Here is a 22795-nt window from a genome sequence, read left to right as displayed (position 1 = left end):
TTGGGGCTAAATTTAGCTATTTTCATTATCTAAACATATCAATTTTATTATAAGGAAAAACCATGATTTATCTATGTGGAGATACACATGGAAACTACGAAATTCACAAGCTTTTAAATGAGAAATTTATATCTTCAAAGGAGTTTAGCAAGGATGATTATTTTATCATTTTAGGAGATTTTGGAGTATTTTGGAAAGATGAGGCCGATGAGGCGGAAAAAAATATCTTAGAAGCTATATCCAAACTGCCATTTACCGTGCTTTTTATAGATGGAAATCATGAGAATTTTAACAGACTTTTTAGCTTTAAAAATGAGTCTAAATTTAAAGGAACTGTCGGCGTGTGCGGCGAAAATCTCTACTGGTTAAAAAGAGGCGAAATTTATGAGATTTGTGGGAAAAATATCTTTGTCTTTGGCGGCGCGTTAAGTATCGATAAGGCTCATAGAACGCCAAATCTTAGTTGGTGGAAGCAAGAAATGCCAAGCGAAGATGAGAAAGAATATGCTATAAAAAATATTAAAAATTTTATGAAAAATGGTAAAAGTATCGATATAGTTTTATCTCATACAGCGCCAAATTCTGCTATTTCTAGGCTTGAATATCGTATTAACTCATCTAAAATTGATAGCACAAGCATATTTTTAGAACATATATTTTTCTTAGCAAAACCCAAAGAGTGGTATTTCGGACACTTTCATGATGATGTTGAGTTTGATTTAGATGGGTGCAAATTTAGACTTTGTTACGATAATATAGTCGAAATTTCTAATATAAAATAATAGGTAAATTTAAAATAGATTTTTTATAAAAATTTATATAAAATACGCTTTTAAAAATAAGCCGTACTGTTTAAGACAGATAGAGAAATTAAATTTAAGTATAAAAAGCTAAAATTATCTATAAATTTTAAAGGCAAATTTAAAATCTTTACTTAAAAACTAGCAATAGCAAATAAATTTAAACAAAACAACAAATTCTGTAATCAACAAAATCAAAATTAGCAGTCATAGATAAAAGCACAAAAGAAACAAGCGATCTAAATTCAAACAATCAAAAGCTAAATTTATAAAAACGCGTCTTAAATTTAATTCATTTATCTACTCTATGAAAAATGTATAGGATTATTTTACCGACTTTGTTTGTTGTGGCGGTGATAGCGATTATAAAGTGGGATTTGGAAGCACTTTTGATTCTTAATGGCGGTTTCGCTTTTGCTATTTTTTGCGACTATTTACAATATTTAGCGCTAATGATGGTTTATAAAAAGTCAAAATTTTAAAATTTCATTAAGCATTCGCAAAACTTAAGATAGATATCGTTGCTTAAGTAGTTACAAAACGTTATCCACGAGGAAATTTCTGTTTTTTTCATAAGAAAGATTAAGCTTAAAGAGTATATTTTGTAGTTTTTGAAAAATTATATAAAGGTATAAAATCATTTAAAATACACAAGTTAGCTTAATAATATTAAGAAAATCTAGCAAAAGATAAAATTTAAAATACATAAAAATAAGATAAAAATTTTTAAATATATTTTAATATATACCAAAGATATATACTAAGATAAACAAGCTCAAATAAATTCGCAACTCAAACCAAAATTGGCTTTTTAAACAATCAAAAGCTAAATTTAGAAAAATGCGTCTTAAATTTATTTCAAATTTATAGCTACGCTTTGACTACTTTTACAAATAGCCTTTGTGCGTAGCTATATTTAGTTTATAAACAAAGCGAGCTAATCTTTAACTTCTCGCACAAGCCCACCTTAACAAACAATCGCTTGTAAAACCAAAGTTATATCAACTTTGACTCACAGACCGACAAAGCGGGCGATAAAATCTCTAGTTAAAACAAGCTTTAAACCCATAAATTTAGGCACAAAAGCTGTTTAACTACACAAACTCGCTTTTATTTATAAACTAATTTGATAAATTTTAAACTAAAAACTCACTTTAACAAAACTATTTTAACTCATAAACAAGGCTCATATCAGCCCACCATTCATCTTTTCTAGCACCTTGTATGCGTGTTTGGCACGGATCAGTTTCTCGCCACCAAGCTTGAGTGGCTGGATCTTTTGCCATCACGCCCATGTCGTATTCGTAGTCATCGCCACTGTATTCCATAAGCGAAAAGAGCATATCATCACGCCAGTAAATTTCATACTTAGTTATCCCGCATCTTTTTATCATCTCGTTCACACCAGAGTGCGGATTTGCGTGCAGTTGTCTGTAGTAGTCTATCTTTTCTGGTCGTAGTTTTATCACACTTGCAAACTTTTGCACAGGATTGATTTTATAAAGCTTTTTAGCATTTTTAGCAAAAAAATCAACATCATCGTTAAAAAACTCTCTTAGCAAAGTAAAATGCTCATCAAAATTACTATAAAGCTCCACTACAGGGAAGTTTGAAGCATACAAAAGTTTTGAGCTATCAAACTCACCGCGAACAAATTCCAAAAGCTCATTAGCGAATTTCTTATCATGCGTTTTAAAGCCAGAAACTTTTAGATATAAATTTGGCAAACTAGCTAATTTTCTCATCGCTTTTTTATAACTCTCATCTAAAACTTCGACATTTCCTAGATGGTTAAGCACAACTTTTGCATCTTTTACTTGCGAAATTGAGTTATAAATATCTTCAAGCTCACACACACGGTTACAACTTTCAAATATCAAATCCCTTTTTGCCAAAATCTCAAGTCCAGAGATAAAACTTTGCTCTAAACATCTTCCACGCTCCTTACTTTCGATATGAAGCGGCTCTCTAACTCCAGCGATTCCAAGTGGCAAACGCATATGTTCGCACAGTTTTGCACGCATAATCTTAGCTAAAATCAGCGGGCTGTTTAAAGAAAAGATATGCTCATCTTCTTTAACTCTGTTATCACAATCAACCTCGATATAAACGCCACCTTTAAATTTGATGTCGTATTTGCCATAAACTTTAGCAAAATCATCTAAGTCAAAACTCTTATCGATAATACCTTTGCATGATTCAAGCCATGGTAAATTTAGGATATTTAAATCCCAAATATGAAAATGGCTATCAACAACTTCTAGCATAATCTATCCTTTTAAGCTCTTTTTTCTGTCGTAAAAGCATACCATGCTACAAACAAAAAGCAAGGTGCAAGTAGTAAATACGCTGTTTGGATATTGGATATATCAGCAACTTTTCCCATGATATATGGCATTATCGCACCACCTACGATACTCATAACAAGCACTGAACTTGCAGTTTTTACGTGATTATCACTCATGCCCCTAAGAGCAAGCGCAAAGATAGTTGGGAAGCTAATCGACATGAAGAAAAATACAGCAATTAGCACGATAACTGAAACTTTTTCGATACCTGCAAAAACCAAAAAGATAAGCACTGTATTAATAAGCGAATAAACGCCTAAAATCGTATGTCCTTTGAAAATTTTCATCAACGGAGTTGTTCCGATTCGTCCTAGCATAAATGCTATTAATGCTATAGAGAAGAAGTATGCTGCATGCTCTGCTGTTAGTCCACTCCAGTGATCAAGCGCGTAGTTTATAAAAAACGCTCCAGCACTAACTTGAGCTGCTATGTATAAAAACTGCGCAACAACGCCAAGTGTGAAGTTTTTATGCTCAAAAAGCTTTTTATCATCTACACTTGCTGCTTGAATTTGCTCTTGTGTTTTAACAGAATCAGGCATCTTAACAACAACGAAAATCACCATTATCACAAGCACGATTATCGCGATTGATACATAAATTTTAGAGATATTTGACATATTGTGCGCTATATCGTTACTTGCTGCAAACGATAGTAGAAGTTGCCCTGCGATGATTGGCCCAAGAAACTGTCCAACACCGTTAAAGCTTTGAGCTACATTTATACGAAAAGATGAGTTTTTCTCATCGCCTAAAGTTGTGATATATGGGTTTGCATTTGTTTCAAGCGCACTTAAACCGCAAGCTAGAACAAAGAAAGCGAACAAAAAGAAGCTAAAGTTTTGCATACTAGCAGCAGGAACAATCAAAAGCGCACCAAGAGCGTATAAAAATAACCCAACGATGATACCCACTTTATAACTATATCTTTTTGCTATCATACCAGCAGGCAAAGCAAAGACAAAGTAAGCACCAAAGTAAGCAGCTTGGATAAATCCAGACTCAGCCTTTGTAACATTTAGATGTGTTTGAAAGTTTTTGTTCATAACATCAACTAGACCATAACTCAAGCCCCACAGGAAAAATAGCGACGTCACTAGGACAATGGCTAATTTTATATTTTTGTTTTGCATTTTTTATCCTTTTAAACTAAAGCTCTATCAAGATGTACATATCCACCATCAACGAAAATCCACTGCGCTGTTGTATGCGAACTGCGTGGACTTAGTAAAAACACGCTCATATCAGCTATCTCTTCTGGTTTTGTCATGCGTTTGCCTAGTGGAATTTTATCAGTTATCACGCTAAGTCTTGCTTTTTGCGCCTCTTCATCGCCAAAAGTTTTAATCCAATTTGCGTATAATGGCGTAAAGCTCTCTGCAACAACGATAGCATTTACTCTAACTTCATCTTTTGCCAAAGCTGCCGCCCACTCACGAGTTAGCCCAAGCGCAGCACCTTTTGCAGCTGCATAAGCACTAGTTTTGCCTTGTCCTGTTAGAGCAGTTTTACTTGCTATGTTTATAATCGCACCTTTTGCTGCTTTAAGATATGGTAAAGAGGCGTGAACTGTCTCGTAGTAATGGGTTAAATTTGAGTGAAGCGATTTCTCAAAATCTTGCCAAGATGTGCTTTCAAGATCTTTATTGTCATTTGCTCCAGCGTTATTTACAACTCCATAAATTCCACCAAATTTAGCTGCAACCTCATCAACTAGCGGTTTTATCTCATCTGTATTTACCAAATCGATTTGATAAAATGCGTATTTTGCTTTAGTTTCATCCATTAAAGCTTTAAATTCTGATGTGATTTTAGAACGAGAAAAAATCACAACAACCGCGCCTTCAGCCGCCAAAGATAGACTTATCGCACCACCTATACCTTTACCGCCACCAGTTACGATGACAACCTTGTCTTTTAATCCTAAATTCATGTTATATCCTTTATACAGTTGTAGCTAATCGCCAAATCGAAAAGTCGTTTTGGTCGTTTTCTTCAGCTTTAGTAAATTTACCATTGCCTAATTCCACGATGAAATCAAGAATTTCATCACCTATCTCTTTTATACTTTTTTTACCATCAATCACATCTCCAGCATTTATATCGATACAATCAGACATATTTTTATAGACTGCTGAGTTTGAAGCGACTTTTATAGTCGGAGTTATCGCACTTCCCGTTGGGGTTCCACGTCCTGTTGTAAAAACACAAACATTACATCCTCCAGCTACCATTCCGCTAAGTTGTTCGATATCGTTTCCTGGGGTATTCATTAAAGTAAGTCCCTTATCTGTTATCATCTTAGCATACTCTTTTACAGCAACTACTGGCTCATTTCCAGCTTTGTAGATACAACCGAGTGATTTTTCTTCGATTGAACTTAGTCCACCTTCGATGTTTCCAGGGCTTGGATTTGCACCTCTAATGTCTGCTTTAGCATCGATTACTTTTTGTTCAAAACCTTTTATAGTAGAAAGAATTTGCTCTTTTATGCTCTCATTTTTAGCTCTACAAGCTAGGATATGCTCTGCTCCGATTAGCTCTGTAGTCTCAGCTAGTATAACGCTTCCACCATTTTCTATAACAACATCGCAAGCGCTTCCAAGAGCTGGATTTGCGCTAAGTCCAGAGAAACTATCACTTCCACCACACTCTGTTCCTAAGACTAAATCACTTAAATCACCATCTGATTTCTTAACATTAAGTGCGTGTTTTAGCATATCTTTTACTATGCTAACGCCTTTTTCTATGGTTTTTTTATTTCCGCCACACTCTTGAATGGTTAGGTATTCAACCTCTTTATATGGAGCTAACTCTTTGATTTGAGCGGCTACATCTTTTGCTTGTATAACCTCACAGCCAAGCCCAACAACAAGCACACCATAGACATTTGGATTTGCTCCATTTCCTGCTAAGACATCTTTTGTTTGAGCTGCGTCATAGCTTAGCTGACTACAACCGTGCTGGTGGTTTACAAAGACTACTTTACACTCATCAGTGCAAAGTTTGGAACCAAATTTAACCGCATTTGCGATATTTTCAACCACTTTGTTCGCACAATGCACACTTGGAATGACTAAAATGTGATTTCTAAAGCCAAAACTTCCATCATCGCGGCGATATCCTCTAAGCTTATACTCTTTTTGTTTAGATTTTTCTACCGCTTTTTTAGCACAAACTATCTGGTCGATCTCTCGCACATTTTCATCTGTATCGCCCCTGCCACGTTCGCCATCGATGTTGTGGATATGAACCCACTCGCCTTTTTTAATATCACGACTTGCTACACCGATGTGGCTTGCATATTTTATAACTGGCAAGTTTTTAGCGATATCGACAGTGGCAAATTTATGCCCTTTAGCGATATTTTCTAAAAGCGTAACACCTAGCACAACTTCGCCCTTTTCTAGCGGAGTTAGCGCTGTTGCGACATTGTCTATCTCATTTACATGAAGAGCTTTCATTTTATTATTTCCTTTGCACTCGCTAAAATCTCACGCGCTTTTTCAAAAAGCCCATCAGCTAAGAAGTTGTATGGGAAAATGGCGCGTTCGTTTATTTCAAGTCCTTCTAAATTCATAAGCTTTTTAAAGATAAGAGAGAAATTTATATCTAGTGCGTAAATTTCCATCAATTTATTTATAGCTTTCGCATATTTTGCTAAATTTGTCAAGTCATTTTCATTATACGCTTTGACAAATCCACTCCAAATCACAGGCGCGATATTGCTTAGTCCAGAGATACAGCCAGCGCCACCAGCAGTAACATTATCTATAAAATGATCATCAAAACCAGAGTAAATTTCAAAGCCCTCAACCTTAGGTTTTAACGCTTTTATAAGCTCTTTTGTGTGAGAAACATTTCCAACAGTGTCTTTTATGCCTTTTAAATTTGGATTTTGTAGAGCTAAATTTAGTAAAGTTGCAGCTTCTATCTCACAAGTTGTGCGACCCGGATAGTTATAAATATAAATATCTCCATCGGTTTTTTTAGCCACAGCGTCATAATAATCAAAGATATTTTTCTGATTTGCACCAAAATAATATGGCATCAAAACCATAGCCTTAACGCCTAATGAGTGGACAAATTTTGTCATCTCAAGCGTTTCGTTAAAATCCATGCTAGTAACTCCTGCCATCACAGGAACTCGACCATCTACCTTTTTAACGCAAAACTCAACGAGCTTTTTACGCTCTTCTAAGCTAAATGCGCTAAACTCTCCTGTGCTACCAAGTAACAGCACTCCATCAATGCCACTATTTATCAAATAGTCCAAAACTCTAGCGTTTGCCTGCAAATCAAGTTTTTGATTATCATCAAAAATAGTAACTGTAGGTGTGAAAATTCTCGCTTTCATCTCAATCCTTAAATCATAGATGTTAATTTGTATATACAAACTCTAGTTGTATATACTAACTTTTACAAGTTTAGCACAAAAAAATAAAATTTAGTTTAAATATAAATTTTAAAATTTTTTCGATATAATTAGCTAAAATTATATGTTATAAAGGAAAAAGTTTAATGCATAACCCAACTTTACGCGTTTTGGAAGTTTTTAACGCTCTTTATGAAAGCGATGCTGGCTTAAGTCTAACTGAAATCGCACATATAACCAAAATTCCAAAAGGTACTCTTCATCCCATTATAGCGACACTTTTGCAAACTCAACACCTGCAATCGATTGATAATAAACTTTATATAGGAAAAAGCGCATTTCAGATAGGAAACGCCTATCTTAAGAACTTTAACCACTTAGATTTGATAAAAAATATGATGAACCAAATCGCACTTGAATGCGATGAAATCTGCCAACTAGGCATCTTAGATGGCGCAGAAGTGCTGTATATCGCCAAAGTTGATACGCCACAAACTATACGCCTAACTTCATCAGTTGGTCGCACACTTAGAGCTTATGCAACTGCTATCGGACGAGCGCTTTTAGCCTATAAAAGTAACGATGAGATAAAAGAGCTATATAAAGATGGGTTGGTTGCTTACACACAAGATACAACAAAAACTATAGATGAACTTATACAAAAACTAAATATCATAAGAAGAACTAAAATTTCTCACGAAATAGCAGAGACGAATCCAGACATCGAATGCGTCGCAGTAGCACTTGAAAGTGGTGGCGTAGGCTTTGCTGCGATTAGCGTTAGCATACCGCTGTATCGCTCAAACCGCAAAAAGCTTGATCTTATAAAACATCTGCTTTTGCAAAAAAAAGCTGTTATAGAAGATAAGATGACTGCCGCTGGGATTAGGCTAGTTCATTTTTAAAGCTTTTAGTTGCTAGTTTGATAAATTTTTAAAGCTAAAATTAGGCTAAATTTAGTAAATTTCGCAAATAACAGATAAATTTACGCTATATCAAAAGCCACGCGGTAATATCTACAAAATCAGTTTCAAACATAATAAATTTATATTACACATACATTTTTGTTAAGCGTTAAAACTGTTATACAAATACGGCTAAATATAAATTTAAGCCCACGCCTACTATATAAATTAGATGGAAAAATCTTGCATTAGTCTAAAAACGCATGATATCGACTAATAATCCAGATAGCCAAAAGCAACTTTTGTACTTACATATGAACAAACCATCTTTTTTGCCTTTTAAATTTAGAAGTATTTATAACCAAATTTATATTTCGCGTCGTATCTGATAGTAAAATTTAAAACCGAGCTTGAATTTATACTAGTTATTTATCGCTATGTAAGACTACCTTACACAGCTCAAACTATCATATAAACTACAAATTTGCAAAATTAACATAAAAATATAGCGATAAATTATAAAATTTTGAATAAAATTTAAAAAACATATGAAATTTAGATATGAATTTCCTTGCCAAAATATATTAAATTTACTCATATAAATTTCTTTTTAATATTTTGAATTTAGTTTTGAAATTTAAACTAAATTTTATTTTTTTGTGCTAAACTAGAAAAAGTTAGTATATACAACTATAGTTTGTATATACAAATAAAGGAGCTATTATGAACAATTTTACATTTAAATGTCCAACAAAGGTGGTTTTTGGTAAAAACTCAGTCGAACAACTTCCAACCCTACTTCCAAAAGATGCAAAAATTTTGCTTTTTTATGGTGGCGGTTCTATCAAACGAAATGGCGTTTATGACGCTGTTATAAAGGAGCTAAAAGGTCATAAATTCGTCGAATTTAGCGGTATCGAACCAAATCCAAAGTATGAAACTTGCATGCAAGCAGTCAAACTTATAAAAGATGAAAATGTCGATTTTATCCTAAGTGTTGGTGGCGGTAGTGCGCTTGATGCAGCTAAATTTATAGCAGCTGCGGCTGTTTTAGAAGCAGGGGATCCTTGGGAAGAGATTATTATAAAAGCAAAACCGATAACCAAAACATTGCCTGTCGGCGATGTTATCACGCTTCCTGCAACTGGTTCAGAGATGAATGGTATCTCAGTTATCTCTCATAAAGAAAAAGGGCTAAAGTTTGCTTGGTCATCCGAGCTTGCATATCCAGTATTTTCTATTATAGATCCAACTTATACATTCTCGCTTCCACAACGCCAAACAACAAACGGCATAGTCGATACATTCGCCCATATCATGGAGCAATACTGCACATACGATGTCGATACACCAGTTCAAGATGGATTTTGTCTATCAGTTATCAAAACTATCGTTAAAGAAGGTCCAAAAGTGCTTGCAAATCCGCAAGATTATAACGCTAGAGCTAACATCTTCTGGGCTGCAACTTGTGGGTTAAATGGCTGGTGTGGCGTTGGTGTGATACAAGACTGGGCATCTCACGGCATAGGACACGAGCTTAGTGCGATTTATGGATTAGATCACGGACAAAGCCTTGCTGTGGTGCTTCCAGCGGTTCTTGAATACTGCGTAAAAGAAAAAGCGCAAAAACTTGCCTTGCTTGGACGCGAAGTATTTGCACTAGAAGGCGATGAGCTAGATGTCGCAAAACGCACGGTTGATAAGATAAAAGAGTTTTTCTTAAGCATAGAAGCTCAAATCAAACTTAGCGATTTTGGTGTTGATAAAAATGATGCCGCAAAACAAATCAGCGAGAGGTTTAAAGAGCGTGGCACAGTTTTAGGTGAGCGCGCAAACATCGATGCTAAGGCGACTAAAGAGATTTTACTTAGTTGCTAACTTCTTTTAAGAGCTAAATTTAGTAAAATAGATTTAGCTCTTTTTACTACAAATTTATTAAATTTTATAATTTTTAGTTTATTAAAATAGATTTATTCTTAATTAAATTTATTATTTTATCTGATGATTTGGCTTAAATTTAACCTATAAATTTTTAAACTCAGATACTCCCATGAATTTAAATTTAGTAAATATATAATAATCGCTAATGTTTCTGTTCGTTTTTTTATATAAATTTAGCTTTAAAATTATCAAATTCAATCTTTTTCTGCCGTTGTTTATAGAATTTTGGTGTTTTGTCATAATTAGTATTTTGTTATAAAAAGCTAAGTGAAATTTATCAAAGCAGTTTTGTATAAACATACTTAAATCTAATTTATGAAGCTTTATGTTAAATTGTAAATTTAACTTTTTTTACTCGCTTAAAGACATTAAAACATCACAAAATAATGCAAATTCAGCTATCTTAACGCTCGACTTTAGTTGTTTTATTTCAAAGTAGCTTTTAAGCTATTTCTTAGTTTAAAAATGAAAATTTGACTTATAAAATTATTATTAATAAGCGGTTAGCATCAACACAGAAGAAATTAACTAGCCAAATTTATAAAATTGTCCTTAATCTTATATTAAAACATCATTAAAATAACATAAATTTAAAGAGCATTTAACTTCCATTGATGTAGAATTACAAGGTAAATTTCTATATAAATTTAGATAAAGGAAATACCTTGAAGTTTCTAAAAGAGATTATCGTTATTGTAGTGGTTGGTTTTTTATTTTTAGTGACAAATGACTATTATAAAAGCAAAACTAAACAATCAAATTTTGTTGTGTATCCTAATATGAAGGTTGATTCCAACTCGCCGATATCAAAGTATGTTACCCAAGAAGAAATAAATGCTTTTTCTTATGAAAACTGGGATATAGATGATGATGGCGACCATCGTAAAGAAAACGATTTGCAAAAGCAACTAAGACGCTTTTTAAAAACAAAACAAACTGTATCTGTATTAAATTTTATAAAGGATAACAACCTAAGCGTTGATATGGACATGTTATATGGATTAAGCCCTTTAATGTATTCTAGCTTTTATGATGATGAAGTAACATCTAAAGAGCTTATAAAATTAGGAGCAGATATCAATAAAAAAGATAAGTATAATCTAAGCTCACTAGCTTATGCTATAGAGAACAACTCAACTAAAACTGTAAAACTTTTATTGGATAATGGAGCTAAATTTAATGAAATAAAAACAATACAAGCTTATTTGGGTTCGCCTAATTATAATTTAATTAAAAATATTACTATCAACAAAAATAATATAGATATAAAATATGAAGCAGAATATGGTAAAAAATATATAAGAATATACGAAGACAGCAAAGGCAATGTCTCTACAGATTACTATGCTCCAGAGAGTAGTTTGTTTGAATATATAGTTTATAACAACTTTTTAGAAATAGCAAAAATGTTATTAGAAAGTGGATATAAGCCGTTTACATATAGATTTACCAATGATATAAATGATTTATTGCCTAGCAAAAAAGATGGATTTTATATAGATATTAATGATTCTAAAAATAAAAACGAAATAGATTATTTAAAAAAAGCAAACACTCATTATAATATATTAACTTACATCCCCAACTACGAACCTATGTTAGAACTTATGCTTAAATACAACGTCCCTGGACAACCCACAAAAGAGCAACTAAAAGAGGCGTATGAGAAATGCTATAGATTATATAAATGGTATAAAATAAGATGGATAGATGGAGATAAGATAAATAAAAAAAGACCATTTTATGTGGACATGCCTATAAAAAATTTAGAAAAGTACTGCACTGATGAAAACGGAACTTTTAATAATATAAAAGAGTATTTTGCATACGCAAACGAACAAAAAAAGATGGATTCTATAATATATATAAGTGACACGGATAAGGTGATTTACCTTGATAAAAACTCAAGCAAATCTAACTCAAATTGAACAGATGAAAACGAAAACGAAAAATAACTAAATTCAAAAAGGAGTACCATATGTCAAACTTTAGCCGTTTAGACTATATAAAAGATAAAGTTCAAAAATACAGTGCAAACATAGCTGGTATAGTTAAAAACTACAACGACCCTGTTGGACTTGCAAAAGAATTAACTGATTTGTTTAAAAACGCAATAAGCATATTTATAATAAATTTACAAATATATATTTTCAAATACATACGTTGATGAGCTAAACAACGCATTAAAAATACAGATGTTTAAATTGATTTTTAGAATAAAAATGACTGCAAAAAGAGATAAATTTTACAGCGTAGAGGTTTTAAGTTGTCACATACGGGGGCAAAACACCACCATCGCCTAAAGCTATAAAATACAATCAAAAATTTAATTTTATAATAAAATTTAAAAGAGTGCTTAGCTTATAAATTTTAAAAGTACCAAAAACACGAAAATCGCTAAACCAAATTTATCATATTTGGCTTAAAAAATTTAACTAAATTTAATACCAAATTCAGCCCAAAAGAGCTAAATTTGGTAATTTCAGACTATTTTACTCTAACTTCGACTGATTTTTTATGTGCACCAAGACCTTCGGCATCAGCTAACGCCATACACGCTTTGCTAAGCTCACTTAGCCCATCTTTGTTCATCGATATAATCGAGCTTCTTTTTATAAAGTTATTTACTCCAAGTGGCGAGAAAAATCGCGCACTGCCGCCAGTTGGAAGTGTGTGATTTGGTCCAGCAAGATAGTCGCCAACTGCTTCAGGAGTGTAATGCCCTAAGAAAATCGCCCCAGCATGTTTTATACGAGGCAAAAACTCAAGCGAGTTATCAACTGCGATTTCAAGGTGCTCCACGGCTAATTCGTTCATAAGCTCGACCGCTTCATCCATATCTTTAGCTACGATTATCGCCGCTTTATCATCTATGCTTTTTCTAGCTATTTTTTCTCTACTTAAGGTTGGTAAAATTTTATAAATTTCATCTTTTATATCATTAGCAAATTTAGCGCTTGGTGTTACCAAAAAGCTACTTGCAAGCTCATCATGCTCAGCTTGTGAAAGCAAATCAACTGCGATATGGTGGACGTTTGCACTATCATCTGCTATAACTCCGATTTCACTTGGACCTGCTATCATATCGATGTTTACATCACCAAAAACAAGCTTTTTAGCAGTCGCTACAAAGATATTTCCAGGTCCAGTTATAACATCAACTTTTGCTATAGTTTTTGTTCCATACGCCATTGCAGCAATTGCTGAAGCGCCACCGACTTTATATGCTTTTTTAATCCCTAGTACATGAAGCGCGGCAAGTAAAAGCTCATTTACTTTCCCTTCAATCGCTGGCGTGCAAACCGTGATATCCTTAACGCCTGCTACGATAGCAGGCACTGCGTTCATTAAAAGTGAACTTGGATAAGCCGCCTTTCCGCCTGGTATATAAAGCCCAGCGCGATCAACTGGAGTGATTTTTTGTCCTAAAATCGAACCATTTTCTTCAAAGCTAAGCCAAGTTTTTTCAAGCTGTTTTTCATGATACGCAAAAATCCTATCATAAGCCACTTTTAACGCGCTTTTAAGCTCATCGCTTAGCCCATCAAACGCCTCTTTCATCTGCTCTTGCGTTATAGCTAGATTTTTATTTACTTCCCATCGGTCAAATTTAGCTATCTGCTGGTTTAACGCTTCATCGCCCCTAGCTCTAATATCAGCGATAATCCCGCTAACCACAGGCATGACATTTGCCATATCCATATCTGAGCGATTTACTAACTTATCAAATTCACTTTTAAAATTTTCTTGGTTTGTATATAAAATTTTCATATTTTCTCCTTTTTGCGATTATACTATTTCATCTTTAAATTTATATTTATAGCGTTGCAGTTGCGAAATGTTGCCGATAAGTCCACCTTGATGTATGTAAAGCAAGGGATTTTTAAATTTATCAAAGTTTTTTAAAAGGGTTAAAAAACCAACTGGATCATATATCAAGTCAAACTCAACGCCACTTTGCTCTTTTAACTCATGCCAAATTTTAAAAAGCTCGAGCTTTAAATCGCCAAAATGATATTTTTTAGATGGTGGCAAAATTTTAACTTTTGAAAGCGGGTCAAGGTTTTGAATTTGTTCTTTTAAAAACGTCTCATCGCCAACACAAGGCGTTGTAAAAACATCAAATTTTGTATGTTTTGCAAGATACGCCGCGCTTGTTCCAGTTCCACTTGGCAAAAATATATCGAACTTAAGCAAATTTTGCCTAGCAAATTCCTCTATATCTCTGGCTTGTTTGATAAAGCCAAATTCCGCTTGTGGCTGCGCTACGCCCTCTTCTATAAAAAGCGTTTTTTCATCGCATAAACTAAGCGCAAACTCGCGTCTGTTTTCTTCTACAAAAATTTTCATACCATTTTCAAGTGCGAATTTAAAATTTCCAACTGGATTTGTAGCTAAATTTGAGCTTAAATGGCTCATAACATACTCAAACTCTAGCCCCTTAAGCTTAGCAAAAACGCTTATAGAATACATCGCGTTTGACTGCGATGAGCCAAAAGATACGATTTTGTTAAATTTGCTTAAATCAGCTTGCAAAAGATAGGCGAGTTTTCGCGCCTTGTTACCGTTAAACTCGCCTAGTAAGTCATCTCTTAAAAGATAGAACTCAAAGCCAGAGAATTCTATCTTATCGATTTTTGCTTTGGTTTCTATCATAGTTTAAAAATTTTTGTATCTCGTCGATGGCTGCTTTGTTAGAGAGTAAAAATTTTATCTCTATACGCCTGCTTGCGTCTTTATCTTCAACGCCATCTTTTATAACTGGCGACATAAAGCTTCGCCCACTTGCTATAAGATAGTTTTTAAGCCTTTCATCGCTGTTCCATGAATTTATAAAGTCCATAACCGCAAATGCCCGTTGTTGCGATAACTCAAGGTTATAGATATATCCGCCATCACTATCGGTGTGTCCTTCTATAACGATTTGATCTAAGTTTTTTCTAATCTCATCATTTTGCATCAATACAGAAAAATATTTTTGTAATGTGCGCTTTAACTCCTCTTTAGCATCATCTTTAAGTTTTGAAGAAGCTTTATCAAAAAGAATAGAAGATGATAATCTTAAAGCACCAGAGTTTACATCGATACTTACGCTATCTCCGAGCTTTTCTTTTATATCTGCTATAACTTTTACTTTGATTCCGGTTAGGTTTTTAATGCGATTTTTAGTTACGTTTAAATCATATAAAATTTGATTAACTTCTTGCTCTTTTTTACTCATCTGCTCTAACAAATAGACGATTTTCGCCTCTTTTTCTCTATCTTTTTCATCTTGGGCTAACTTTTCTTTATTTAGCTTATAAATTTGCTCTTCTTGTGTGCTTTTTATAGCGTAAAGTCCAGCTATAACTTGCTCTTGAGTATCTTTTTGTTTATTAAGTTCGGCTATCTTTTGCCTTTTTTCCTCTTCACTGATATTTAAATTATTAATGATTTGCTCTTGTTCTAGCTTTTCATTATAAAGTCTAGTTAATGTTTTGTTTAAATCTGAGTTTTCATCATTTAAGCTAGATACCATTTTTTCTAGCTCTTCGATTTGAACGATAAATATCGATTGCGCTTTTTTTAAATCCTTAGTTTCTAAATCAAGCTCATTTAACTTATCGCTAAAAATTTTGTTTAACGCTTCTAATTCGCTGTTTTTCTTCTCTTGACTTTGCAAGCTTGCGATAGCTGTTATAAAATCAGCCTCTTTTTTCTTAAGAGTGCTTTGAGTCAAAAAATACTTTACTATAATACCACCAATTAGCAAGATAAAAACAAACAATAGCCCAGCCATCAAGTCCGCATAGGCTATCCAAAAAGTATCTTTTTCTTCTTTGTTAATTTTCATTTTTTGTTTTTTCTATAGTTTTTATGATATCTTTTGACTCTTTATCAATACTTGCTAAAGACCTTCTAAGCTCTTCTATAACATCGCTGTTATCAGTACTTGCAACTATTTCTTCCTTAAAAGCAGATTTAAACTCACCTAGCCCTTGTGCTATGCTGGTTTTAAAATTCTCCATAGCCACATTTTGATTTTTTAAAATATCTAAATTTGTCTCTTTTAGTGAGTTTTCAAGACCTCTTAGCTCTATAACTAAATTTGATATAACTTCTTCGATTTTGCTGTAGTTTTGTGCGCTAGAAAGAGCTGAATTTTCAAGATGTTTTGATAGTTTTTGATATACTAAATTTGTATTATTTATAAGATTATCCATGAATACAATCGTGTTTTCATATCTTTGATTTAACTCTTGCGTTATTTTGCTTGCGTTAGATAAAAATTCATTTGTCTTTTCTATCTGGACTAAACTTAAAGAAAAGGACTCTTTTTCTAAATCAATCATGCTTTTAAAAGCATCAAATTTTTCTATCATAGCACGTGATAAATTCTTACTAAATTCCGAATTTAGGCTTGTTTCAAAGATATTTGCAACTTTTTCGTTTTTACTTATAAGCTCTTGCATTAAATTTTGCGAAATTTCATCTTTATCCCAAAAGAAATTTTTTGTAGCGTTTTTATATTTAAAAACTAATTTTTGGTATCTACTAAGTCCTTTTTTCTCAAAGTATATCCACCAAAGTGCTAAAAATATACCGAAAATAGATACATAAAAAGCAGTTCCAACACCACCTAGAAGTTGCGCTATCTCACTTTCTAGTGAGTTTATATCACTTGATGAAAAGGCTGGCATCGAGATAGCAATACTTATAAAAGTTCCCAAAATTCCAAGCATCGGAAACACTCCAGCAGCAACTGAAGCATAGTTGTCATTTCTCATATCTCTTGTATACTCGTCGATAAATCCATCAAAACTTGCATTTGATTTCTTGCGGTTTCCAACAACCATCAAATGAGACATGATATACTCTTTTAATCCAGATTTAAATTTTACTATCCTATCTTCAAAAAGACAACACCCATACTCTGCGCTATGTCTTGCAAAAATAAGCGCTAAAACAAGCAAAAACCCCATCATAGCGATAGAGTGAAACTCTACTTTAAAATCTATAATCTTAAAATATCCAGCCAAAAAAACTAGATAAATCAAAACCGGAACCGCGACTATCTTGACATACACGCCAAAAAGCGATCTGTTTGAGTTCTCCGGTAAAGCGATGTCTAAAACAGAGTCATTTTTATTTTCCATTAAAACCTCTTAGTTTCTATTTATGCAGTTTAAATCTTCATAAGCCTGTAACAGCCTTGTTACAACGCTTTCCTCGCCACTTCTTAACCATTTTCTTGGGTAATAATACTTCTTGTTTGGCTTATCATCGCCTTCTGGGTTTCCGATTTGTCCTTGCAAATAAGCTCTATTTTTAAGCTCATATTCACGAACTCCATCCCAAAACGCCCACTGTGTATCAGTGTCGATATTCATCTTTATAACGCCATAACTTACGGCATTTTTGATATCTTTTAACTCGCTTCCACTTCCACCGTGAAATACGAAATTTATAGGTTTATCAAGGTTTAAACTAAATTTTTCTTTTACATACTCTTGTGAATTTTTAAGAATTTCTGGTCTAAGCACGACATTTCCTGGTTTATAAACACCATGAACATTTCCAAAACTAGCAGCTATAGAAAATCTATCGCTTATCTTTTTAAGTCTTTCATAAGCAAGCGCAACATCTTGTGGTTGAGTGTATAGTAATGCGTTATCTACATTTGTATTATCCACGCCATCTTCTTCGCCTCCTGTTACGCCAAGCTCGATTTCAAGGCTAATGCCAAGCGGGCTTAGTTTTTTAAGATACTCTTCGCAAGTGCTTAAATTTGACTCCAAACTCTCTTCGCTTAAATCAAGCATATGGGAGCTAAAAAGCGGAACTCCAAAAAACTTAATGTTCTCTTCGCTTGCCTTTATTAACTCATCAATCCACGGAAGTAGCTTTCTAGCCGCGTGATCTGTGTGAAGTATGACTGGAACACCATAGCTTTTTGCTAGCAAATGCACATGCCTTGCACCAGAAATCGCTCCAAGAACCGCAGCATTATCGCAAGCCTTACCAGCGTAATAACTTGCTCCTCCATTTGAAAACTGGACTATAACGGGCGAATTTGCCTTTTTAGCGCTTTCTAAAACAGCATTAACTGAATTTGTTCCTACGACATTTACCGCTGGGATTGCAAACCCCTCGTTTTTACAATATTCATAAAGTTTATTTACATCATCGCCACTTAGAACGCCCGCTTTTACAACATCTAAAACACCCATTTATAGTCCTTTCTTTGTTAAAATTTAATTACTTATATTCAACTTTTGCTTTTTTTCTTAAATTCTCAGCCTCTTTTTCTACGTTAGCTTTAAATTTATCTTGTTTTAAAATATTTTCAATGTATGGTTTAACCTCTTCTAAAGTTGCTTGTCTTTTTGCTTTTTGATCAAGCTTTAAGATAACGTGGCTTCCAAATTGAGTTTTAACTGGAGTTGTTGAAATTTCGCCTTTTTTAAGCGCTTTTGCTGCATCAGAAAAAGGTTTTACCATCTGATTTACAGAAAACCAACCAAGATCGCCACCTGTTTGTTTACCACTTGGATCAAGAGATTCTGCTGCTGCTAGTTCTGAGAATTTTTTACTAAGTGCATCGCCTTTTAAGCCCTTTAGCTGAGATATGATTTTTTTAGCTTCTGCATCATCTTTTACAAGTATGTGTTTAGCTGAAATTTGCTCTGGTTCTATAAATTTTTCTTTATTTTTATCATAAAATGCTTTTATATCACTATCGCTAACTTTTAGTTTTTGAAACTCTTTTGCTTGCCAAACACGAAGCGCTAAAGCTCTTTGAGCAAGTTTTATCTCTTTTTTATAAAGCTCATCTTTTTCTATGCCACTAGCTATGGCTTTATCAGTTAGCAGTTTTATATCTACGGCTCTGTTTATAAGATCTTTTTTCACATTTTCTGGAAGTGAATCAGGGTTAATCCCTGGCATATTTGCTAAAAGTGGCGCTAAATCGATATCTGTTATATCTTTTCCATCAACTGTAGCAAAAACTTTTGCATTTAAACTCATAGCAACAGCTAAGCTTAAAGCTCCTAATAAAATTTTATTCATATAAATCCTTTTTTTAAAATTGCCACCATTATATCGCAAAGTCGTTAACATTTTAGTAAATTTATACATTTTTTAGTACAATACAAGCATGAGAACAAAAAAAGATATAAACCTAATCAAATCCCTACTTTTAGAGCATTTTAACGAGCCGATTACCGAGCTTAGATTTAAAAATTTATACGAGCTTTTAGTCTGCGTTATGCTTTCAGCTCAATGTACCGACAAAAGAGTAAATTTAATCACTCCAGCCCTTTTTAGCGCATATCCAAATGTAACAGCTCTAGCAAATGCAAACCTTTCAAGCCTAAAACTTCTGATAAACTCGTGTAGCTTTTTTAACAACAAAGCTACTAATTTAATCAAAATGGCAAAGTCTGTTGTAGAAAATTTTAACGGCGAAATTCCACTAGATGAAAAGGGCTTAATGAGCTTAGCCGGAGTTGGACAAAAGACCGCTCACGTGGTGCTAATCGAGCATATGGGAGCAAATTTAATGGCTGTTGATACTCATGTTTTTCGCGTATCGCACCGACTTGGACTAAGTAGCGCTAAAACGCCAGAACTTACAGAAGTTGATTTGACAAAAGCTTTTAAAACTGAGCTTAACTGGCTTCATCAAGCTATGGTTTTGTTTGGCAGATATACCTGTAAAGCGGTTAAGCCAAACTGTACGGAGTGCTTTTTATACGAGCTTTGTCATAGCAAAGATAAAATTATAAATGAATAAATTTAGTAAAACAGATGCCAAAATCGCTAAATTCAAGTTATAACTAAATTTAGATTTATAAAAGTATTAAATTAAATTAGCTATCTAAAATTTAGTAAAAATCTGTTTTAAACTACCTAAAAATTTGGTAATCTGTGTTATAAATTTGCAAAAATAAGCGATAAATACCAAATTATTATCTATCTTTTTTCTGTTTTTATTTATAAAAGTAGAAAATTTACTTAAGATTAATTCCTTATCTTAAAACTCAAGATAAGGAATTCTATAAACGCTATGAGCGAAGGCAAAATTTACTTACCAAACAATTAAATTTATCTCTATAAAATAATCAACCCGCCTAACACTTCATATCTTTAAGCAAGCTTCTAACCGCATTTGTAATCTTTTCGACTGAAGCTAGCTCTACTCGCTCTTTTACGCTGTGGGGCGAGAAGATATTTGGACCAATCGAAGTTGCTAGTAACTCATCATCAAGCCCTATAAAAACCCCACATTCAAGCCCAGCATGAACTGCCGCAAAGTGCGCATCTGGCGAATACTTGCGCAAGTTTTCTAGCACAGCATGGCTAAACTCATTAGCCACAGGTTTCCATGGCGTGGTTTGGTTTTCATTTCTTATCTTAAAGCCAAAACTCTCTGCTAAAGTTTTAGTCTCAAATTTAGTATTTTCAAGCCCATCTTTACTCATCGACCTTGCAAAAAACAGCACTTCTAAAGCACCATCTTTTTCTTTTACAGTTGATAAATTCACACTGTCTTCTGGAATTCCAAGCTCTTTATTCCACGCTCTTACGCCTTGAGCAAAAATGCAAAGCATATTTAAAACTTCATCGCTATTTTTATAAATTTCACACTCTTTAACGCCCTTGAAATCAGCCTTTACAAAACTTGGAATTTCGCTAAGTTCTTTATCAAAAACAACTGTTGCATGTGCGTTTGCTGCTATTGAATTTCTTCTTTCACCGCCATCAAAAAAGGCGATTTTTCCACCATTTTCTTTAATAAATTTAGCTAAAAATTTAGTTGCACACGGTATGTTTTTATCTATTTCTGTGCCACTGTGTCCACCAGGAAAGCCCTCGACTTTTAACTCATAAACCACGCCTTTTGCGACTGTTTTTTCCACTTTAGAGCTTGCATACATATCAACACTTCCAGCACACCCAATCGAAACTCTAAAATCCTCCTCGCTATCAAGGTTTAAAAGTCTTTTGCTCTTAGTTTTATACTCAAACCTAGCCGCGCCCCACAGCCCTACTTCTTCGTTGTTTGTAAAAATAACTTCGATGTTTTCAAACTCCTCCATCATAACCAAACTTATAGCCACGCCGATACCGTTATCTGCGCCTAAAGTTGAGTTTTTTGCGCTTAAAAAGCCATCTTTTTCCTCTAAAACTAAATTTGGCGCTTCTCCTACCATAACCATATCATAGTGACTTTGAAGACAGATTTTTGGATTTCCTTTTGATGCGTAAATATTTCCAGCTTCATCGACTAAAACATCGAAATTTAGGGCTTTTGCACGAGCTACTAAAAATTCTTTTAACTCATCAGTTTCAAAGCTTCCGTGTGGAATTTTACAAATTTGTTTAAAATACTGCATAACTTTTTGCATGATTTATCCTTTTAAAATATTTAAAATGTTAGTATAACAAAAATTTTAGGATTATTTATGAATTTAGACCTTGTTAGAGAAGAAAATTTAAAAGCACTTGAATTTAAAGATAATAAAGAAATTTTAAGCTTACTTCAAGTTTTACCAGAGTTTAAAGCCAAAGTCGAGCTTGGCGATGTGGTGAAAATTTCAAAAAACCGCGAGAGTATTTTTGATAAAAACAGCTTAAATGATAATGCTAAATTTAGCGAATTTCAAGAGCAAATTTACAAAACCGCAAAAGCTTTAATGCCGTGGAGAAAAGGTCCTTTTGAGGTTTTTGAGACGTTTATCGATAGCGAGTGGCAAAGTTTTATTAAATTCAATATCTTAAAACCACATCTAAATTTAGATGGCAAAATCGTCGCTGATGTAGGGTGTAACAACTGCTACTATCTGTTTAAAATGGTTGAAATGGGGGCAAGTAAATTAGTCGGATTTGATCCTTCTGTGCGAACATATTTGCAGTTTCTTTTCCTTGATAAATTTATCCAAAGCGGCATAAAATACGAGCTTTTAGGCGTGGAACATCTGCCGTTTTATGAGCATAAATTTGATACTATTTTTTGCCTTGGAGTGATTTATCACAGAAGCGATCCTGTGCGAATGCTAAAAGAACTCAAAGCTTCACTAAATAAAGGCGGCGAAGTTATCCTTGATACGATGTATATCGAAATGGATGGCGAGTTTGCACTCACGCCAAAAAACAGCTATGCAAAGATGAGTAATGTCTACTTTATACCTTCAGTTAAAGCGCTTCAAAACTGGTGCGAAAGAGCTAAATTCAAAGATTTTGAAGTGCTAGCGACAAAGGAAACAGATCTAAACGAGCAGCGAAAAACACAGTGGATACAAGGCTTTAGCTTGGGCGATTTTTTAGATCCAAACGATAAAAGCAAAACAGTCGAGGGATATCCTGCACCAAAGCGAGTTTATGTGCGGATAAAGGCTTGAATTTTTTAAATAAATCTCGAGTATGATTTGAAATTTACGA

The 22795-nt window shown here is 33.8% G+C and carries 19 protein-coding genes and 1 pseudogene; 7 read left to right on the top strand and 13 right to left on the bottom strand.

Translation table 11 applies throughout. The annotated features are described in order from the left end of the window. Positions 1 to 62 precede the first annotated feature (62 nt). Positions 63 to 782 (top strand): metallophosphoesterase family protein, encoded by a 720-nt coding sequence (locus CGEO_RS03915; protein ID WP_075540479.1) that lies wholly within the window; start codon positions 63 to 65, stop codon positions 780 to 782. A gap of 1181 nt (positions 783 to 1963) precedes the next feature. On the opposite strand, the gene CGEO_RS03910 is transcribed toward CGEO_RS03915, so the two are convergent. From CGEO_RS03910 to CGEO_RS03890, 6 genes and pseudogenes are all read right to left on the bottom strand, one after another. Beyond that, on the bottom strand, positions 1964 to 3067 hold the full coding sequence (locus CGEO_RS03910) for an L-rhamnose mutarotase (RefSeq protein ID WP_075493313.1): 1104 nt from the start codon (positions 3065 to 3067) through the stop codon (positions 1964 to 1966). Between the two features lie 11 nt (positions 3068 to 3078). Then, on the bottom strand, positions 3079 to 4281 hold the full coding sequence (gene fucP / locus CGEO_RS03905) for an L-fucose:H+ symporter permease (protein WP_075493314.1): 1203 nt from the start codon (positions 4279 to 4281) through the stop codon (positions 3079 to 3081). 11 nt (positions 4282 to 4292) lie between these two features. Continuing rightward, a complete protein-coding gene (locus tag CGEO_RS03900; protein ID WP_075540478.1) occupies positions 4293 to 5081 on the bottom strand; it encodes an SDR family oxidoreductase in 789 nt (262 codons plus the stop codon). A gap of 10 nt (positions 5082 to 5091) precedes the next feature. Further along, a complete protein-coding gene (locus CGEO_RS03895) occupies positions 5092 to 6330 on the bottom strand; it encodes a UxaA family hydrolase (protein ID WP_075531734.1) in 1239 nt (412 codons plus the stop codon). Between the two features lie 63 nt (positions 6331 to 6393). Continuing rightward, positions 6394 to 6612: pseudogene (locus tag CGEO_RS10110) on the bottom strand (UxaA family hydrolase); the annotation flags it as partial. Further along, positions 6609 to 7505 carry a dihydrodipicolinate synthase family protein gene (locus CGEO_RS03890; RefSeq protein WP_075493316.1) on the bottom strand — a complete coding sequence of 299 codons (897 nt, stop codon included), beginning with the start codon at positions 7503 to 7505 and terminating at the stop codon, positions 6609 to 6611. The gene CGEO_RS03890 and the pseudogene CGEO_RS10110, both read right to left, overlap by 4 nt. Positions 7506 to 7669: 164 nt before the next feature. Between CGEO_RS03890 and CGEO_RS03885 the strand changes: the two genes are divergently transcribed. From CGEO_RS03885 to CGEO_RS03870, 4 genes are all read left to right on the top strand, one after another. Next, a complete protein-coding gene (locus CGEO_RS03885) occupies positions 7670 to 8428 on the top strand; it encodes an IclR family transcriptional regulator (protein WP_075531711.1) in 759 nt (252 codons plus the stop codon). A 723-nt stretch (positions 8429 to 9151) separates the two neighbouring features. Beyond that, positions 9152 to 10306 (top strand): iron-containing alcohol dehydrogenase, encoded by a 1155-nt coding sequence (locus CGEO_RS03880; RefSeq protein ID WP_075540477.1) that lies wholly within the window; start codon positions 9152 to 9154, stop codon positions 10304 to 10306. Positions 10307 to 11034: 728 nt separating this feature from the next. After that, positions 11035 to 12297: an ankyrin repeat domain-containing protein gene (locus CGEO_RS03875; RefSeq protein ID WP_172658074.1), complete on the top strand. Its 1263-nt coding sequence runs from the start codon at positions 11035 to 11037 to the stop codon at positions 12295 to 12297. Between the two features lie 50 nt (positions 12298 to 12347). Then, a complete protein-coding gene (locus tag CGEO_RS03870; protein ID WP_075540128.1) occupies positions 12348 to 12536 on the top strand; it encodes a hypothetical protein in 189 nt (62 codons plus the stop codon). 320 nt (positions 12537 to 12856) lie between these two features. Here CGEO_RS03870 and hisD read toward each other — a convergent pair whose 3' ends face one another. Genes hisD through CGEO_RS03840 form a run of 6 tightly spaced genes read right to left on the bottom strand, consistent with a single transcriptional unit; the run spans position 12857 to position 19420 of the window. Beyond that, positions 12857 to 14140: a histidinol dehydrogenase gene (gene hisD, locus CGEO_RS03865; protein WP_075531722.1), complete on the bottom strand. Its 1284-nt coding sequence runs from the start codon at positions 14138 to 14140 to the stop codon at positions 12857 to 12859. A gap of 18 nt (positions 14141 to 14158) precedes the next feature. Beyond that, positions 14159 to 15025, bottom strand: a complete 867-nt coding sequence (locus CGEO_RS03860; RefSeq protein WP_075531723.1) for a 1-aminocyclopropane-1-carboxylate deaminase — start codon at positions 15023 to 15025, stop codon at positions 14159 to 14161. Continuing rightward, a complete protein-coding gene (locus CGEO_RS03855; protein ID WP_075540127.1) occupies positions 14997 to 16202 on the bottom strand; it encodes an OmpA family protein in 1206 nt (401 codons plus the stop codon). The genes CGEO_RS03860 and CGEO_RS03855 overlap by 29 nt, the downstream gene beginning before the upstream one ends. Next, a complete protein-coding gene (locus CGEO_RS03850; protein ID WP_075540126.1) occupies positions 16192 to 17505 on the bottom strand; it encodes a MotA/TolQ/ExbB proton channel family protein in 1314 nt (437 codons plus the stop codon). The genes CGEO_RS03855 and CGEO_RS03850 overlap by 11 nt, the downstream gene beginning before the upstream one ends. A gap of 9 nt (positions 17506 to 17514) precedes the next feature. Continuing rightward, positions 17515 to 18579 (bottom strand): class II fructose-bisphosphate aldolase, encoded by a 1065-nt coding sequence (gene fbaA / locus CGEO_RS03845; RefSeq protein WP_172658073.1) that lies wholly within the window; start codon positions 18577 to 18579, stop codon positions 17515 to 17517. A 28-nt stretch (positions 18580 to 18607) separates the two neighbouring features. After that, entirely contained in the window at positions 18608 to 19420 is an 813-nt protein-coding gene (locus tag CGEO_RS03840) for a peptidylprolyl isomerase (protein WP_075493326.1), read from the bottom strand. A gap of 88 nt (positions 19421 to 19508) precedes the next feature. On the opposite strand from CGEO_RS03840, the gene nth reads away from it, so the two are divergent. Further along, a complete protein-coding gene (nth, locus tag CGEO_RS03835) occupies positions 19509 to 20147 on the top strand; it encodes an endonuclease III (protein WP_075493327.1) in 639 nt (212 codons plus the stop codon). A gap of 337 nt (positions 20148 to 20484) precedes the next feature. Here the strand turns inward: nth and CGEO_RS03830 are convergent, their stop codons facing one another. Beyond that, positions 20485 to 21762, bottom strand: coding sequence for a M28 family peptidase (locus tag CGEO_RS03830; RefSeq protein WP_075540124.1), 1278 nt, complete (start codon positions 21760 to 21762; stop codon positions 20485 to 20487). Between the two features lie 57 nt (positions 21763 to 21819). Here CGEO_RS03830 and cmoB point away from each other — a divergent pair, with 57 nt between their 5' ends. Continuing rightward, entirely contained in the window at positions 21820 to 22755 is a 936-nt protein-coding gene (gene cmoB, locus CGEO_RS03825) for a tRNA 5-methoxyuridine(34)/uridine 5-oxyacetic acid(34) synthase CmoB (protein ID WP_075540123.1), read from the top strand. Positions 22756 to 22795: the final 40 nt, after the last annotated feature.

Source organism: Campylobacter geochelonis, assembly GCF_013201685.1.
Lineage (GTDB): Bacteria > Campylobacterota > Campylobacteria > Campylobacterales > Campylobacteraceae > Campylobacter_B > Campylobacter_B geochelonis.
This window is presented reverse-complemented; position numbering and strand designations above follow the sequence as displayed.

Excerpts from the sequence above, each read along its gene's own strand:
- hisD (WP_075531722.1), bottom strand. The coding sequence starts at position 14,140 with ATGAAAATTTTATATACAAACCAAGAAAATTTTAAAAGTGAATTTGAT.
- CGEO_RS03900 (WP_075540478.1), bottom strand. The coding sequence starts at position 5,081 with ATGAATTTAGGATTAAAAGACAAGGTTGTCATCGTAACTGGTGGCGGT.
- fucP (WP_075493314.1), bottom strand. The coding sequence starts at position 4,281 with ATGCAAAACAAAAATATAAAATTAGCCATTGTCCTAGTGACGTCGCTA.
- CGEO_RS03880 (WP_075540477.1), top strand. The coding sequence starts at position 9,152 with ATGAACAATTTTACATTTAAATGTCCAACAAAGGTGGTTTTTGGTAAA.
- cmoB (WP_075540123.1), top strand. The coding sequence starts at position 21,820 with ATGAATTTAGACCTTGTTAGAGAAGAAAATTTAAAAGCACTTGAATTT.
- CGEO_RS03860 (WP_075531723.1), bottom strand. The coding sequence starts at position 15,025 with ATGATAGAAACCAAAGCAAAAATCGATAAGATAGAATTCTCTGGCTTT.
- CGEO_RS03870 (WP_075540128.1), top strand. The coding sequence starts at position 12,348 with ATGTCAAACTTTAGCCGTTTAGACTATATAAAAGATAAAGTTCAAAAA.
- nth (WP_075493327.1), top strand. The coding sequence starts at position 19,509 with ATGAGAACAAAAAAAGATATAAACCTAATCAAATCCCTACTTTTAGAG.
- CGEO_RS03830 (WP_075540124.1), bottom strand. The coding sequence starts at position 21,762 with ATGCAAAAAGTTATGCAGTATTTTAAACAAATTTGTAAAATTCCACAC.
- CGEO_RS03885 (WP_075531711.1), top strand. The coding sequence starts at position 7,670 with ATGCATAACCCAACTTTACGCGTTTTGGAAGTTTTTAACGCTCTTTAT.
- fbaA (WP_172658073.1), bottom strand. The coding sequence starts at position 18,579 with ATGGGTGTTTTAGATGTTGTAAAAGCGGGCGTTCTAAGTGGCGATGAT.
- CGEO_RS03890 (WP_075493316.1), bottom strand. The coding sequence starts at position 7,505 with ATGAAAGCGAGAATTTTCACACCTACAGTTACTATTTTTGATGATAAT.
- CGEO_RS03910 (WP_075493313.1), bottom strand. The coding sequence starts at position 3,067 with ATGCTAGAAGTTGTTGATAGCCATTTTCATATTTGGGATTTAAATATC.
- CGEO_RS03850 (WP_075540126.1), bottom strand. The coding sequence starts at position 17,505 with ATGGAAAATAAAAATGACTCTGTTTTAGACATCGCTTTACCGGAGAAC.
- CGEO_RS03855 (WP_075540127.1), bottom strand. The coding sequence starts at position 16,202 with ATGAAAATTAACAAAGAAGAAAAAGATACTTTTTGGATAGCCTATGCG.
- CGEO_RS03840 (WP_075493326.1), bottom strand. The coding sequence starts at position 19,420 with ATGAATAAAATTTTATTAGGAGCTTTAAGCTTAGCTGTTGCTATGAGT.
- CGEO_RS03915 (WP_075540479.1), top strand. The coding sequence starts at position 63 with ATGATTTATCTATGTGGAGATACACATGGAAACTACGAAATTCACAAG.